This window comes from Neisseria sp. HMSC078H04, from assembly GCF_001838135.1.
Lineage (GTDB): Bacteria > Pseudomonadota > Gammaproteobacteria > Burkholderiales > Neisseriaceae > Neisseria.
The window spans coordinates 80,377-94,140 of the sequence record NZ_KV835851.1 but is presented as its reverse complement, the minus strand read 5'-3'; the positions used below and the strand labels follow the sequence as shown (position 1 = coordinate 94,140).

General features: G+C 50.5%; 15 protein-coding genes. 1 reads left to right on the top strand and 14 read right to left on the bottom strand.

What is annotated here, in order from left to right:
* Positions 1 to 45: 45 nt before the first annotated feature.
* The gene (ccsA, locus tag HMPREF2560_RS08765) at positions 46 to 858 is read right to left on the bottom strand and encodes a cytochrome C assembly family protein (protein WP_070608475.1); all 813 of its coding nucleotides are present in this window, start codon (positions 856 to 858) and stop codon (positions 46 to 48) included.
* 182 nt (positions 859 to 1,040) lie between these two features.
* On the opposite strand from ccsA, the gene ffh reads away from it, so the two are divergent.
* Positions 1,041 to 2,411, top strand: coding sequence for a signal recognition particle protein (gene ffh / locus HMPREF2560_RS08760; RefSeq protein ID WP_070608472.1), 1,371 nt, complete (start codon positions 1,041 to 1,043; stop codon positions 2,409 to 2,411).
* A gap of 102 nt (positions 2,412 to 2,513) precedes the next feature.
* On the opposite strand, the gene HMPREF2560_RS08755 is transcribed toward ffh, so the two are convergent.
* From HMPREF2560_RS08755 to rpsB, 13 genes are all read right to left on the bottom strand, one after another.
* Positions 2,514 to 2,813 (bottom strand): hypothetical protein, encoded by a 300-nt coding sequence (locus HMPREF2560_RS08755; protein ID WP_083306197.1) that lies wholly within the window; start codon positions 2,811 to 2,813, stop codon positions 2,514 to 2,516.
* A 141-nt stretch (positions 2,814 to 2,954) separates the two neighbouring features.
* Positions 2,955 to 3,650 (bottom strand): thiol:disulfide interchange protein DsbA/DsbL, encoded by a 696-nt coding sequence (locus HMPREF2560_RS08750; RefSeq protein WP_070608468.1) that lies wholly within the window; start codon positions 3,648 to 3,650, stop codon positions 2,955 to 2,957.
* A gap of 171 nt (positions 3,651 to 3,821) precedes the next feature.
* The gene (locus tag HMPREF2560_RS08745) at positions 3,822 to 5,933 is read right to left on the bottom strand and encodes a TonB-dependent receptor (protein ID WP_070608466.1); all 2,112 of its coding nucleotides are present in this window, start codon (positions 5,931 to 5,933) and stop codon (positions 3,822 to 3,824) included.
* Between the two features lie 160 nt (positions 5,934 to 6,093).
* Positions 6,094 to 6,627 carry an alpha/beta hydrolase gene (locus HMPREF2560_RS08740; RefSeq protein ID WP_070608464.1) on the bottom strand — a complete coding sequence of 178 codons (534 nt, stop codon included), beginning with the start codon at positions 6,625 to 6,627 and terminating at the stop codon, positions 6,094 to 6,096.
* A 10-nt stretch (positions 6,628 to 6,637) separates the two neighbouring features.
* Positions 6,638 to 6,982 carry a hypothetical protein gene (locus HMPREF2560_RS08735; protein ID WP_070608462.1) on the bottom strand — a complete coding sequence of 115 codons (345 nt, stop codon included), beginning with the start codon at positions 6,980 to 6,982 and terminating at the stop codon, positions 6,638 to 6,640.
* A complete protein-coding gene (locus HMPREF2560_RS08730; RefSeq protein WP_070608460.1) occupies positions 6,969 to 7,748 on the bottom strand; it encodes an exodeoxyribonuclease III in 780 nt (259 codons plus the stop codon). The genes HMPREF2560_RS08735 and HMPREF2560_RS08730 overlap by 14 nt, the downstream gene beginning before the upstream one ends.
* A gap of 43 nt (positions 7,749 to 7,791) precedes the next feature.
* A complete protein-coding gene (gene argA, locus HMPREF2560_RS08725; RefSeq protein ID WP_070608458.1) occupies positions 7,792 to 9,105 on the bottom strand; it encodes an amino-acid N-acetyltransferase in 1,314 nt (437 codons plus the stop codon).
* Positions 9,102 to 9,497, bottom strand: coding sequence for an MJ0042-type zinc finger domain-containing protein (locus HMPREF2560_RS08720; protein ID WP_070608456.1), 396 nt, complete (start codon positions 9,495 to 9,497; stop codon positions 9,102 to 9,104). Before HMPREF2560_RS08720 ends, argA begins: the two co-directional genes overlap by 4 nt.
* Positions 9,498 to 9,595: 98 nt before the next feature.
* A complete protein-coding gene (gene pyrE, locus HMPREF2560_RS08715; RefSeq protein WP_003682682.1) occupies positions 9,596 to 10,237 on the bottom strand; it encodes an orotate phosphoribosyltransferase in 642 nt (213 codons plus the stop codon).
* 145 nt (positions 10,238 to 10,382) lie between these two features.
* Positions 10,383 to 10,853, bottom strand: a complete 471-nt coding sequence (gene rlmH, locus HMPREF2560_RS08710) for a 23S rRNA (pseudouridine(1915)-N(3))-methyltransferase RlmH (protein ID WP_036493712.1) — start codon at positions 10,851 to 10,853, stop codon at positions 10,383 to 10,385.
* A 159-nt stretch (positions 10,854 to 11,012) separates the two neighbouring features.
* Positions 11,013 to 11,732, bottom strand: coding sequence for a UMP kinase (pyrH, locus tag HMPREF2560_RS08705; protein ID WP_003708812.1), 720 nt, complete (start codon positions 11,730 to 11,732; stop codon positions 11,013 to 11,015).
* 219 nt (positions 11,733 to 11,951) lie between these two features.
* On the bottom strand, positions 11,952 to 12,806 hold the full coding sequence (gene tsf, locus HMPREF2560_RS08700; RefSeq protein WP_002215087.1) for a translation elongation factor Ts: 855 nt from the start codon (positions 12,804 to 12,806) through the stop codon (positions 11,952 to 11,954).
* A gap of 123 nt (positions 12,807 to 12,929) precedes the next feature.
* Positions 12,930 to 13,658 carry a 30S ribosomal protein S2 gene (gene rpsB / locus HMPREF2560_RS08695; RefSeq protein ID WP_002230071.1) on the bottom strand — a complete coding sequence of 243 codons (729 nt, stop codon included), beginning with the start codon at positions 13,656 to 13,658 and terminating at the stop codon, positions 12,930 to 12,932.
* Positions 13,659 to 13,764 lie beyond the last annotated feature (106 nt).

Genomic DNA, 13,764 nt, shown 5'->3' with positions numbered 1-13,764 from the left:
GCCGTCTGAAATGCTCTTTCAGACGGCCTTTTTTATGTTTTCTATTTATCCAATACGCTGAAGGACAATTTCTAGGACGAATTTACTGCCTACATAGGCAAAAATCAGGCTGACAAATCCGATAATAGTCCAAACGGCGGCTTTTTTGCCACGCCATGCGGTCATGCTGTGTTTCAACAATAATGCGCCATAAATCAGCCACGACATAATACTGAAGATGGTTTTATGCGTAAAGGTCATCGGCTTGCCGAAAACGGTTTCTGCAAAAAACGTACCGCTGATTACGGAATAGGTCAATAAAACGAATCCTGCCCACATACCTTGGAACATGAGTTTTTCCAAACTCAATAATGGCGGCAAGAAGCTGACCAATGCGGAAAAACGGCGTTTGTGCAGATTGCGGTCGAGCAAAAGGATCAGGATGGCAAATAAGGTAACGATGCCAAATAGTCCGTATGCAAGCAATGATGATGCGATGTGCGACAGCGGCAATAAGTCTACGATTTGACGACCTGTGAAATCTCCCGGGAAAAGGAAACCCAGCAATAAGGTCAATGCGGCACAGGGATACAATAAGAGTTGCACACCGCGCAGACAATAAAAGAAGCTGCCTAAGCAGTACATCATCAGCATCAGCCAAACTATCAGGCTGAGCGAATAGCCAAAACCGGTAATCAATACCCTATCCTGCAATACTGGGAACATCAATGCTGCGCCATGTACCAATAATGCGCCACTCAAAATCAGCAGCTCGGTTTTCAACGGGTAAGACTTATTATTGTGCTTTTTATGTTGCAACCAGGAAAATGCGCCCAATCCGGCATACACCAGCATAAGGCAGATTAAGACAATCGGCATAAATATCTTTCTCAATAGAGGTGTGAACACTAGACGGACAGCCGGCAGGGTTTCAGACGGCCTTGGTGTGCGTGTTTGTGTTCTTGAAGCATAACTTCGGACTATCGTGTAAAATAATCCGAATTTTATTTTAACAAAGAATGCCCTGTATTGGGCAGCTATTCTCATTATCAAGGATAAGTATGTTAGACAACCTGACCAACCGCTTCAGCAAGGTACTTAAAAATATTCGCGGCCAATCAACGCTGACCGAAGACAATATTAAAGAAGCCTTGCGCGAGGTTCGTCTTGCCCTGCTGGAAGCCGACGTTGCATTGCCCGTCGTTAAAGAATTCGTCAACACAGTCAAAGAACAGGCCCTTGGCCAAGAAGTCGTCGGCAGCCTGACGCCTGACCAAGCCTTTATTGGCGTGGTCAACCAAGCCTTAGTCGAACTGATGGGCAAGGAAAACAAAACACTGGATTTATCGGTTTCACCGCCTGCCATCGTTTTGATGGCCGGTTTGCAGGGTGCCGGTAAGACAACAACCGTCGGCAAACTCGCTCGCCTACTGAAAAACGATCAGAAGAAAAAAGTTTTGGTGGTATCTGCCGACGTTTACCGCCCTGCCGCAATTGAACAGCTGCGCCTGTTGGCCGAACAGGTCGGCGTGGACTTTTTCCCGTCTGATACCAACCAAAAACCGGTTGAGATTGCAACTGCCGCCGTCGATTACGCCAAAAAACATTTTTACGATGTATTGATGGTCGATACCGCCGGCCGCCTGGCAATCGATGAAGAGATGATGAACGAAATCAAAGCGCTTCATGCGGCGATCAATCCGGTTGAAACCTTGTTCGTTATTGATGCCATGTTGGGTCAGGATGCGGTGAACACTGCACAGGCATTTAATGAAGCCCTGCCGCTGACCGGTGTCGTATTGACCAAGATGGACGGCGACTCGCGCGGCGGTGCGGCATTGTCCGTACGCCATGTAACCGGCAAACCGATTAAATTTATCGGCGTCGGCGAGAAAATCAACGGCCTCGAGCCTTTCCACCCCGACCGTCTTGCGAGCCGTATCCTCGGTATGGGCGACGTATTGACCCTGATTGAAGACGTTCAAAAAGGTATTGATGAAGAGGCCGCCGCCAAAATGGCGAAAAAGCTGCAAAAAGGCAAAGGCTTTGATCTCAATGACTTTAGAGAACAAATTCAGCAGATGCGCAATATGGGCGGCTTGGAAAACCTGATGTCGAAAATGCCGGGCGAACTGGGCCAAATATCGAAACAAATCCCCGAAGGTACGGCTGAAAAAGCGATGGGCAAAGTAGAAGCCATCATCAACTCGATGACCCCTAAAGAACGCGCCAACCCTGCCCTGCTCAAAGCCAGCCGCAAACGCCGTATTGCAATGGGTGCGGGTACGACCGTGCAGGAAGTGAACAAATTGCTCAAACAGTTTGAACAAATGCAACAAATGATGAAGATGTTCAGCGGCAACGGCTTGGGCAAACTGATGCGCTTGGCCAAAGGCATGAAGGGAATGAAAGGAATGTTCCCGGGTTTGTAAACTGATTTGACAGAAAACGCCGTCTGAAAAGTTTCAGACGGCGTTTTTATTTTTACTCTAGCAAGAATTACTATTCACATATAACTATGAAATCTATTCCTTTTAAGGATTTTCATAGCGTACCGATGCCTCTTCCAACATTTCCCATTGGCCACCACTACCATGGTAGGTTTCGGCACCAAGCCTGAAAACGGCATTGCAGTGCGTACATTGAAAATAATGTACCACGAAATCGTTCCAACCATATATGTCACGATTACCCTGAGAATCAGTATGGGTAATGTAACCGCTATTGGCAATGGTTTTAGCAAAATCAAGGCTGGGACCATAAACTTTGCCGTAGGCTGGGGTAATGTCGATGAGCGTGCCGTCTGCTAAACGATCAGAGGCTCGCAGTAACATTTGCGATAATTTTTTCGGAACCCTGATACGAACGGTAGGTCGCAGGTCAGAACAGTAATCACACATTGTTTGGATCTTTCAGCATAGTAAAGGAAAACGAAGTGGAAGGAGCGCGAAATCCTTGCTTATTCAATCCTCAACTTATTGCGGCTTTTTCTGCTCTTCGCGTACTTTGTCCACTAACTGGTCAATCGTGGTCATGCCGGACTGCCAGTCTTTAAATTCGACTTGGTATTTGCCGCCGACGATAACGGTCGGTGTGCCGCTGATTTGGAATTTATTGGTCAACTCTTCCATTTGAGCCGCACGCGCTTGGCTTTCAGGGGCCTCAAATGCAGCCAATACTTTTTTGCCGTCAAATGCAGTTTGCTCGGACAACCATTTTTTCAGGGTATCGGTATCGGCCAAGTTGATTTTTTGGTTAACCATCGCATCGAAAATATGGCTGTTGGCTTTATCTGATTCACCGGCCATTTCCACTGCGGCCGCCAAACGTGCCAAAGGTTTCATTTCATCACCCCACACGACATGCTCCCGGCGCATATAGGTATCGTCTTTAAACGTTTTGATGTGCTCGCTCAAAACCGGCTCAAGATGGGCGCAATGCGGGCAGAAGTAGCCGAAGAATTCCAATACTTCGATTTTGTCGGCCTGCTGTTGCGGAATCGGATTGGACAATACGGTGTAATTGACACCTTCGGTCAATGCGGCAGGGGCTGCCGGAGCGGATGTGTTGCTTTGGGCGCTGTCTGCCGGAACGCTGGTTTCAGCCTGTTTGCCGCAAGCGGCCAATGCCAACAGGGTCAATGAAGTCAAAGCTAAGGTTTTCAGTTTCATAGGTATCTCTTTACATTCAAATCAATGGGCCGATTTTATGGCATTTTGTTGGAGGTGTGTTCGATTTGAGTGAAAAAATGTGTTTAGTTTTATTTCAACCTTTATAAAAGGCCGCCTGAAATATGGCTTAGATAATTAGCCTTATTTTCAGACGGCCTTTGCCTGATTTCATCAGAAACGATAATTTATCCGGGCAGTATAGCCGCGCGGATTACCCGGCATGGAATCCGAACGCCAATATTTTTGATTGAGCAGATTGGCCGCGGCAAAGGTAACGTTGACGTTTTTATGGTTCCAGCCAAGCATGGCGTCAACTCGGGCAAAGCCTGGAAGCGTAGTCACTTCTTTATTTCTTGAGTCGTAGCCGTAGCGTTTGCCTGTACCGGTTATGCCGATTTCGCCGTAGAGGTTTTCGGTCGGGGTATAACGGAAAAACAGGTTGCCGGTAACGTTGCTGGTGTTATTCAAATGGATGCCCACTCGGTCAGGATTTTCTTTGTCTTCAACGACTTTCGCCTGCATCACGCCCAACGAACCGCGCAGATAGAGTTTTTTGGGGATGATTTGCCCGATGGCGGACAATTCCACGCCACGCGAACGGTGTTTCCCGCCGACTGCCCAAGTGTAGGGATCATTTTGCGCGTCGGGGCGGTAGCGGATATTGAAGCGTTCGATTTGGTAGGCGGACAATGTAGTGCTGAGGCGGTCGTCCAGCCAACTGCTTTTAACGCCAGTTTCGTATTGGCGGGTGTACTCGGGGTCGGCGTTGAACACGGCGGCAGACGACGTGTCGATACTCAAATAGCCGCCGCGTCCGCCATAAGGCGCGAAGCCTTTGTTATACGAGGCGTAAAGAGTGTGGACTGGGTTGATGTTCCACACTGCGCCGATGTTGGGGCTGAACGAGTGGCCGCTGTACTGGCGGCTGCTGTCGGTGAGTTTGTTTTCGGAATTAAAGGTGTATTTGTCGTAACGGCCGCCGAGGACGAATTTCAAATCGGGCGTGGCAGAGAAGATGTTTTGCACGAAGATGCCGTAGGAATCGGCCTTGTGTCGGTTTTGAGTGAGAACGGGCTGCAATCTACCCGAAGCCGGCCAGCTCGCGCGATCGTAGGGGTTGATGGAGGCGGAAAAGGTGCGGCTGAAACCCAAGGTCGGGTTGCGGTGTTCGCGGCTGTAATCCATGCCTACGGTCAGGTGGTTTTCAAAACGGCCGATGGTGTAGTCGCCGTTTAGCGTGAAATTGGACGACAGGGTTTTGTTGTCGGTCTGCTGCCAGGCGTAGTTGCGTTTGATTCGGCTGCCGTTTTCGCTGCCTGCATAAAAATGGTCGAAATCCTGCGCCGCCGTGCGGTGGGCAAGCTGCCATTGGGCGCGCCATTTGTCGTTGAAGGCGTATTCAAGGTCGGAACGCCAAACTTGCAGCTTGTCTTTGACAAAATCGTTCGGGTGGGCAAAACCCATGCGGTAAGGCAGTCCGAAGCGGTCGTACACGGACTTGGTCGGGCTGCGGTCGGGCGTGCGCTCCACATTGTCGTAGGTGTATTGCCCCGTCCATTTCAAGCCGTTGTCGAGTTTGACGGTAATGCTGGGCGAAACCATGACGTTTTTGCTGTCTATGCCGCTGCGGAACGAATTGGCGCGCCCGACTTCGCCGGTGAGGCGGATGGCGACGTTTTTGTTCAGCACTTCGTTGATGTCCATATTCAAGCTGCGGTTTGCCCACGAGCCGTAAACCGCTCCGATGTTGCGGCTTTGTTTGAAGTTGGCGTATTTGCTGACCATGTTGATGACGCCACCGCCGTTGGTGCGGCCGTAAAGCACGGAAGACGGGCCTTTCAGAATTTCCACGCGCTCGATGTTGGCAGTGCTGCGGCGCACTTGTCCGCTCTCGCGCACGCCGTCGCGGTAAATGTCGGATGCGTCGGCTTGAAAACCGCGCAGGAAAATACTTTCACCGCGCATATCGTAGGCAGCGTCAATGCCGGCATTGCCTTCGAGGATGGAACTCAAATCGTTCGTACCGTAATTTTTGTTTTTCTGGATATTGAGCGTATCGACGGTTTGCGGCGTTTCTTTGATGAGCTGGCCGTTGCGTGTAACGGCGGCTTCGTCGTAGTTGATGTAGCCTTTGAGTACGCTGGTATCGGACTGTCCGACCACGGTAACGGTGGGCAGAGTGGCGGTGTAATGTTCACCATTATCCTGCGTATCGGCGGCAGCGACAGGGAAGGAAGCAATAATCAGCGTGGGTAATAAAGCCAAATGAAATGGTATTTGCATTTTTATACTCAATTTAACGAAACAGCTGAATTATATTGTTTCAAAAAAGAAATGAGAATAGTTTCTTTTAATTATATTTAACATGATGTTTGAAAATAAAGGCCGTCTGAAATACATATCGGTTTCAGACGGCCTTTGTTTATCAATAGACACTTCTAAACTACTTACTCAACAGCATTTCCTGCATCAGCTTCATGCCCCATTGCCAGCCGCCGAGTGCGCTGTTTAACTGGCCGGAATGCGGCGATTGAAGCAGACGAGCGTTCCACCGGTTTGCCTGCTCTTGCGCCCAATCGCGTGGCGTGCCGTTTGTTTCGGCGATAACCAACGCTGTACGGCAAGGGCAGCGGACGCGTTGGAACGTATGGATTTCGTCCTCGGGAAAAGCTTCTGGACGCGGCGAGACTAAAATAATATTGGTCAGGCGTTTTTGCGTCAGGATGTCGGTTTGATACAGCCATGCCAAAAATGCGGACACGCCGGCACCATGAGCCACGACGGCAATATTTCTGCTGACGATATGGTCGAATGCCGTCTGAATGGCGTGTTGCCATTCGGAAATGGTTTGCCGACTATCGGCTTCAGCAGTTTGAACAATCGGATAGCTGACCGCCCAGCGGTCTATCCACATTTCCGCTTCATCCGCATCGCGTATCAGAAACAGTGCCATTTCTTCGAGTTCGAAGCTCTGCATTTCAGACGGCCTATTTGAGCAAGTCGTTGAGTGTAAATGCGATCAGCAATGCGGCAGGCACGCTGAGGATGGCACAAGTCGCCAGGCAAAGTACGATGTTGGCAACCAGCCTCCAGCCCTTCCAAGCAAAGCATTTGGCCGCAATCAGCAGGCAAGGCAGTGAAAACAGCAGCCACACCAACGCCCACGTCGGATTGGCCTTGGTCGGTGCAACCCAGCCGGACATCCGCGCCAGCATAAACACCGCCCACACCAGCATAGGCAGCACAAATGCCGCCACGACCCACGCCGCGCCTACGCCGGTTTTGCCGTTTATATTCCAATCATATTTACCAAAAACCTTATTCGGCAACATAGTCATACTCCACAACTAAAGGGGCGTGATCCGAGAATTTTTCGTCTTTATAAACATGTGCGGAAACAGCTTTTTCGGCCAACTCCGGCGTAACCATCTGATAATCGATACGCCACCCGACATCTTTCGCATACGCTTGTCCGCGGTTGCTCCACCATGTATAGCCCGGTACATCGGGATAAAGTGTGCGCCACATATCCGTCCAACCGAGCTTATGGATGACTTTGCCTATCCATTCGCGCTCTTCAGGCAAGAAGCCCGAATTCTTCTGATTGCCCTTCCAGTTTTTCAAGTCGATGTTTTGGTGGGCAATGTTCCAGTCACCGCAGACGACAATATCGCGCCCTTCGTTTTTCATGGCTTCGAGCATGGGATAGAACGCGTCCAAAAAGCGGTATTTCACTTGTTGGCGCTCTTCCGCGCTGCTGCCGCTGGGCAGATACAGCGAAATTACCGACAACTTGCCGAAATCGCAACGGACAAAACGGCCTTCTCTGTCAAATTCTTCAATGCCCATGCCGATTTGCACATTGTCGGGTTTGCGTTTGCTGTACACCGCCACGCCGCTGTAACCGCGCTTTTCGGCGCAATGCCAGTAGCCGTGCATACCGTGCGGATTTTTCATATCGTCTGACAGGTCGGCCTCTTGTGCCTTCAGTTCCTGCACGCAGACGATGTCGGCACCGGAAGCGGCGATGTATTCATAAAAACCTTTTTTATAGGCGGAGCGGATGCCGTTGACGTTGGCAGAGATAATTTTCAACATAAGATTTAAGTGATTTTTAAAAACGGATAATAGATTGAAGTTTTCAGACGGCCTGCAAGTCATAAACAAATACTTTGGAATTGCGACCGTTGGCATTGTATTCCTGCCGGCGCTCGGCAGGCAGATCATCGGCCGAGGCCGTCTGAAAGCCCCGTTCGACAAACCATTCGCCTGTATGTGTGGATAAGGCGAAAAGCGTTTTGATATTTAAGGCGCGTGCTTTTTGAAACAGATGTTCCAACAGCAATTCGCCGTAACCGCCGTCACGAGCTTCGGGCGACACCACCAGACAGGCCAATTCGCCGCAGTCCGGTTCGGCAAAGGTTTTCAACGCCACGCAGCCGTAAATATTTTGATCGTGTTCCAATACGGAAAAACTGGAAATATGGTTTTCCAAATACTCGCGGCTACGGTGTAACAAGATGCCTTGTTCCGCCAGAGGACGGATTAAGGCGATGATGTGCGGAATGTCGTCGCTGCGTGCCTGACGGATGGAAACAAACGGCTCACGCGCAATCGAGGTACCGCTGCCCTCGCGGGTAAACAGCTCGCGCAACAGGCTGCCATCTTCACGGCCGTTGAGAATCTGCACCCGCGATACGCCGTTTTCCAACGCGCCTACCGCCGCATGCAGCAAATCGGCCGGCGCATCGGGATTGTCGTGTATCAGCTCCTGCACTTCGCCGACAGACAAAGTATTGGCCAACGAGCCGTCGGCGCGGCGGATACCGGTTTCTTCGGTCAGGAAAACCAGCTTCTCCGCCTGCAAAGCCATTGCCACTTCCTGCGCGGTTTCGCACATGCTCAGATTGAAGGTTTTGCCGCTGTACGAATGCCCCAAAGGACTGATCAGCACCACCGCGCCGCCATCCAAACGCAAACGGATTTCTTCCGCGTCGATTTTGCGGACGGTACCGGTATAGCCCATATCTACGCCGTCGATAACGCCCAACGGACGGGCGGTAATAAAGTTGCCGCACGCAATAACCGGTGGCTTGCTCCGTTGCTGTGCGGATACGCTGCTGAACAAGGCGGCTTCCACATCGCTGCGGATAATCCCCGCCACCTGCTTCACTTCCATCAAAGTCGCTTCATCGGTAATCCGTCGGCTGCCGCTGTATTTCGGAACAAAATCCCGACCCGAAGCTAATTTATCAAGCAAATGCCGTGAACCGTGTACCAAGACCAAACGCAAGCCCAAGCTGGCCAACAGGTTCAAATCTGCGGCCAAACGAATCAGGGGTTCGCCTTCCAACAGGCTGTCGGTCACGCCGACCACCATGGTTTTGCCGCGCAAATATTGGATATAGGGCGCGGCTTCGCGAAAGCTGGCGACAAAATGGGCGATGGCACTCATAGCAGGGCAAGATAAAAGAGTTGCATAATCAAAACCGTCAGCGCAATCAACGATGCCAAAGTCCAGTTGAAACCGTCCTTGCGCGTTTTGACCGCCGCCTGCTCTTCCGTCTTGGGCTCTTCCTTGAGCGCGCTGTTGAGCAAATCGGAAATTTCTTTGCGCGAAAGTTTGGAATGCTTGAGGATTTGCGCGCCGATGTTATGCACGAGGCGCACATCCGTTACCGCCACAGGCAGATGGGCCGGATCGGCCGGCAAGTTGCCCGACAGATAATTCTTGGCCTTAAACATCCCCGAACAACGCGTGCAGACCACGAAACCCTGCGCCACGTTCAACTGGGCATCTTTCACCCAATGCGGTGTTTTACAATGAGGACAAGAACAAGCAGGCATGAGTATTTTCCGTAAGTGTATTAAATCAAAAATATATTTTAGCCAATGTTTCAGGCCGTCTGAAAACATTTCAGACGACCTGAGCATAATGTTATGGTTTAAACCGCGCCGTAACGTTCGCGATAGGCTTTGACCGGCTCGAAGAAGCCTCCAAATTCGGCATTGTTTTGCAAAAGCGTGAACAAGTCATTCAGGTTGGCAATCGAAACCACCGGCAGGCCGTATTGTTTTTCGACTTCCTGCACCGCCGACAATTCGCCCGTGCCTTTTTCCATACGGTCGAGCGCAATGGCCACTGCGGCAGGCGTTGCGCCTTCGGCCTCAATCAGTTTGACCGACTCGCGCACGGATGTACCGGCGGAAATCACATCATCGATAATCAGCACGCGACCCTTCAAAGGAGCGCCCACCAACACACCGCCTTCGCCGTGGTCTTTGGCTTCTTTGCGGTTGTAGGCAAACGGTACGTTTACGCCTTTTTCCGCCAACATCATCGCTGTTGCCGCCGCCAAAATAATGCCTTTATAGGCTGGGCCGAACAGCATATCGAACTTCACGCCGCTGGCAATAATGGCCTCGGCGTAAAACTTCGCCAGCTGCAACGTCGATGCGCCGTCATTGAACAAACCGGCATTGAAAAAATAAGGCGACTGACGGCCGGCCTTAGTCGTAAATTCGCCGAATTTCAACACATTTTGTGCCAAAGCGAATTTGAGGAAGTCTTGACGGAAATCGGACATTTGGGTTCTCCCGAAAGATGTTGATTTATCAAAGAAACGATTATAAAGGATTCATGCGGAAAAATCAGGCCGTCTGAAAGCAGGTTCAACCCTGCTTTTAACCGACAAGGCGGCATTGCCGTCTTATCCCGGCAATCAAAACAGATTATTCCCGATGATACGGATGATTGTGCAAAATCGAAACGGCGCGATAAAGCTGCTCGGTCAGCAAAACGCGCACCATGCCGTGCGGCAAGGTCAGGCTGGAAAGGCGCATCATCATATTTGCCTGCTGTTTCAATCGGTCGGTCATGCCGTCTGCACCGCCGATAATAAAGCAGACGTGTTCGCCGTTTTGCTGCCAGCTTTTCAAATGTTGCGCCAATTCGACCGAAGTCGGCGCTTTGCCGCGCTCGTCCAATACCACCAAAAACGCGCCCTGCGGTATGGCTTCCAGCAGGCGTTTTTCTTCAGCCGCCATGCCCTGAGCCGCATTCACACCCGCGCCGCGTTTTTCGGGCTTGATTTCTTTCAGCGCATAATTGACATCGCGCCCGAAGCGTTTGGCGTACTCGCCGACGGCTTCATCCACCCAACGCGGCATTTTCGTGCCGACAGCCAAGACGGTGATATTCATGGGGTATCCTTTTGTATCGTTGTCGGTTGGATATTATGGTCAAGCAAGCCCTTAACCTTTTCAAACCATGAGCCAATGCCCACGCAACCGACTGAAAATAAAAGGCCGTCTGAAAGCCGAATGTATCCCGTTCGGCTGTTTCAGACGGCCTTTCAATGATTAGCAGTGAACCAGTGTACCTTCGTTTTCGCCGGTTACCACGCGTTTGAGCGAGCCTTCTTTAGCAATGCCGAATACCACGATATTGAGTTTGCGTTCGCGGCAGAGGGCGAAAGCGGTGGCATCCATCACTTTGAGGTTTTTCAACAAGGCTTCGTCAAAAGTAATGGTTTCGTAGCGTGTTGCAGATGGGTCTTTTTTCGGGTCTGCGGTGTACACGCCGTCGACGTTGGTGGCTTTGAGCATCACGTCGCAGTTCATTTCCGCACCACGCAATGCGGCGGCAGTGTCGGTCGTGAAGAATGGATTACCGGTACCGGCGGCAAAAATCACGACTTTGCCTTCTTCCAAATATTGAATGGCTTTAGGACGGGCGTAAGTTTCAGCGATTTGCTGCATAGACAGTGCGGATTGTACGCGCGCTTTGATGCCCAAAGTTTCAAATGCGTCTTTGAGTGCCAACGCGTTCATCACGGTTGCCATCATGCCCATGTAGTCGGCAGTGGCGCGGTCCATGCTGCCTGCTTGTGCAGATACGCCGCGGAAAATGTTACCGCCGCCGACAACGATACCGACTTGCACACCCATTCTCACGATTTCGGCAATTTCGCCGACAGTTTGAACGATGGTATCGTGATTGATGCCGAACGGATCGGAACCCATCAGGGATTCGCCGGAGAGTTTCAGTAATACGCGTTTGTATTTGATTTGCTGTGTCATGGGATACCTTGCTTTCTTGAATGTCGTCGGTCGGAGTTAGGGCCGTCTGAATTTTCAAACGGTCGGATTACAATGATATGGTGTGTCGTTCTATTATTGTTTTGGTTTTCAGACGGCCTTTATATTCGGTCGTCTTAAAATAGGTACCGTAAACGGTTTTCTCAAAAAAAAGCACCCTGATTCGTTTGGAATCTAGGTGCTTTCTTTTTCATAAGTGCCTTACACTTTAGCAGCGGCAGCAACTTCGGCTGCGTAGTCAACAACGGCTTTCTCGATACCGTCGCCTACTTTGTAGCGTACGAAGCTAACCACTTCAGTGCCGTTTTCTTTAGCGAATTGGGCAACAGTTTGGTCAGGGTTCATCACGAATGCTTGGCCGTTCAGAGTGATTTCAGCCAAGAATTTGCGGATACGGCCTTCAACCATTTTAGCGGCGATGTCGGCAGGTTTGCCGGAAGCGATAGCTTGTTCGGTGTAGATGTGGCGTTCTTTTTCAACGGTTTCAGCATCTACTTCGGCTTCGCTTACACATTGTGGTTTAGCGGCAACGATGTGCATACCGATTTTGCGTGCTACGTCTTCAGAGCCTTTATACTCAACCAATACGCCTTCGGTAGCCAAAGCACCGTGGATGTAGGCAACCAGTTGGTTGGCAGTGTCAATCACTTGGAAGCGGCGAACAGACATGTTCTCGCCCAATTTAGCGATGATGGCTTTGCGTTCTGCTTCAACCAATTCGCTCAGTTCTTCAACAGAAGCCGGTTTTTTCTCGGCAGCAGTTTTCGCAACGAAGTTGGCAAATTCTACGAAGCCGGCGTCTTTAGCAACGAAGTCGGTTTCGCAGTTTACTTCAACCAATGCGCCGACATTGCCGTTGATCGCGTAAGCCAATACGCCTTCGGCAGCAGTACGGCCAGCCAGTTTACCGGCTTTCGCACCAGATTTAATACGCAGGATTTCTTCGGCTTTGTCGAAGTTGCCTTCAGCTTCAACCAAGGCTTTTTTGCATTCCATCATGCCCAGGCCGGTAGCGGCGCGCAGGTCGGCAACCATTTTTGCAGTAATTTCTGCCATTTTGAATCTCCTAGATTTTTGGGAACACGGCCATTGCCGTGTTTGGAAATAGTGGCCGTCTGAAACGGATTTCAGAACGGGATTTGAGAAAAGGGGCATAACGCCCCTCTTCTGTGTACCGAATTACTCGGCAGCAGCTTCTTGGGCAGCGGCTACAGTTTCTTGCAGCGCTTGGTTTTTGCCTTCCAAAACTGCGTCAGCGATGCCGCGGCAGTACAGGCGGATGGCTTTGGCGGAGTCATCGTTACCAGGGATAACGTATTTCACGCCGTCAGGGCTGTTGTTGGTATCGACTACGGCGATAACAGGGATGCCCAGTTTTTCAGCTTCAACCAGAGTACCTTTTTGGTAGCCAGTATCGATAACGAAAATCGCGTCAGGCAGGCCTTTCATGTTTTTGATACCGCCCAAAGAACGTTCCAGTTTTTCAACGTCGCGTTGCATTTCCAGAATTTCTTTTTTGTTGAAACCGCCTTCGGCAGCGTTTTCCAGGGCAGCAGTTTTTTCTTCCAGGCGTTTGATGGATTGCTTAACGGTTTTGTAGTTAGTCAGCATACCACCCAACCAGCGGTAATCAACGAAAGGCATACCGGCACGGGTAGCTTCTTCGCGGATGATGTCGCGGGCTTGGCGTTTAGTACCAACGAACAATACTGTACCTTTGTTGGCAACCAGACGACGTACGGCTTCTTGCGCCTCTTGGAACATCGGCAGGGTTTTTTCCAAGTTTACGATATGGATTTTGTTGCGCGCACCGAAAATGTATTGAGCCATTTTCGGGTTCCAGAAACGGGTTTGGTGACCGAAGTGAACACCGGCTTCAATCATCTGACGCATAGTAATTTGAGACATGTTATTTCCTTGAAAGGGTTAAAGAGCACACATTCAATCGCATAGAACTTGATAGGCGGCGCCTATTGTCAAGCACCCTTCGGCGAAAGTGGGCATAAGTTTTAAA

Bases quoted from the DNA above. Each gene is read 5' to 3' on its own strand.
- ffh (WP_070608472.1), top strand. From the start codon at position 1,041: ATGTTAGACAACCTGACCAACCGCTTCAGCAAGGTACTTAAAAATATT.
- argA (WP_070608458.1), bottom strand. From the start codon at position 9,105: ATGAGTGCCATCGCCCATTTTGTCGCCAGCTTTCGCGAAGCCGCGCCC.
- HMPREF2560_RS08730 (WP_070608460.1), bottom strand. From the start codon at position 7,748: ATGTTGAAAATTATCTCTGCCAACGTCAACGGCATCCGCTCCGCCTAT.
- rpsB (WP_002230071.1), bottom strand. From the start codon at position 13,658: ATGTCTCAAATTACTATGCGTCAGATGATTGAAGCCGGTGTTCACTTC.
- HMPREF2560_RS08740 (WP_070608464.1), bottom strand. From the start codon at position 6,627: ATGCAGAGCTTCGAACTCGAAGAAATGGCACTGTTTCTGATACGCGAT.
- pyrH (WP_003708812.1), bottom strand. From the start codon at position 11,732: ATGACACAGCAAATCAAATACAAACGCGTATTACTGAAACTCTCCGGC.
- HMPREF2560_RS08750 (WP_070608468.1), bottom strand. From the start codon at position 3,650: ATGAAACTGAAAACCTTAGCTTTGACTTCATTGACCCTGTTGGCATTG.
- tsf (WP_002215087.1), bottom strand. From the start codon at position 12,806: ATGGCAGAAATTACTGCAAAAATGGTTGCCGACCTGCGCGCCGCTACC.
- ccsA (WP_070608475.1), bottom strand. From the start codon at position 858: ATGCCGATTGTCTTAATCTGCCTTATGCTGGTGTATGCCGGATTGGGC.
- HMPREF2560_RS08735 (WP_070608462.1), bottom strand. From the start codon at position 6,982: ATGTTGCCGAATAAGGTTTTTGGTAAATATGATTGGAATATAAACGGC.
- rlmH (WP_036493712.1), bottom strand. From the start codon at position 10,853: ATGAATATCACCGTCTTGGCTGTCGGCACGAAAATGCCGCGTTGGGTG.
- HMPREF2560_RS08745 (WP_070608466.1), bottom strand. From the start codon at position 5,933: ATGCAAATACCATTTCATTTGGCTTTATTACCCACGCTGATTATTGCT.
- pyrE (WP_003682682.1), bottom strand. From the start codon at position 10,237: ATGTCCGATTTCCGTCAAGACTTCCTCAAATTCGCTTTGGCACAAAAT.
- HMPREF2560_RS08755 (WP_083306197.1), bottom strand. From the start codon at position 2,813: ATGTTACTGCGAGCCTCTGATCGTTTAGCAGACGGCACGCTCATCGAC.
- HMPREF2560_RS08720 (WP_070608456.1), bottom strand. From the start codon at position 9,497: ATGCCTGCTTGTTCTTGTCCTCATTGTAAAACACCGCATTGGGTGAAA.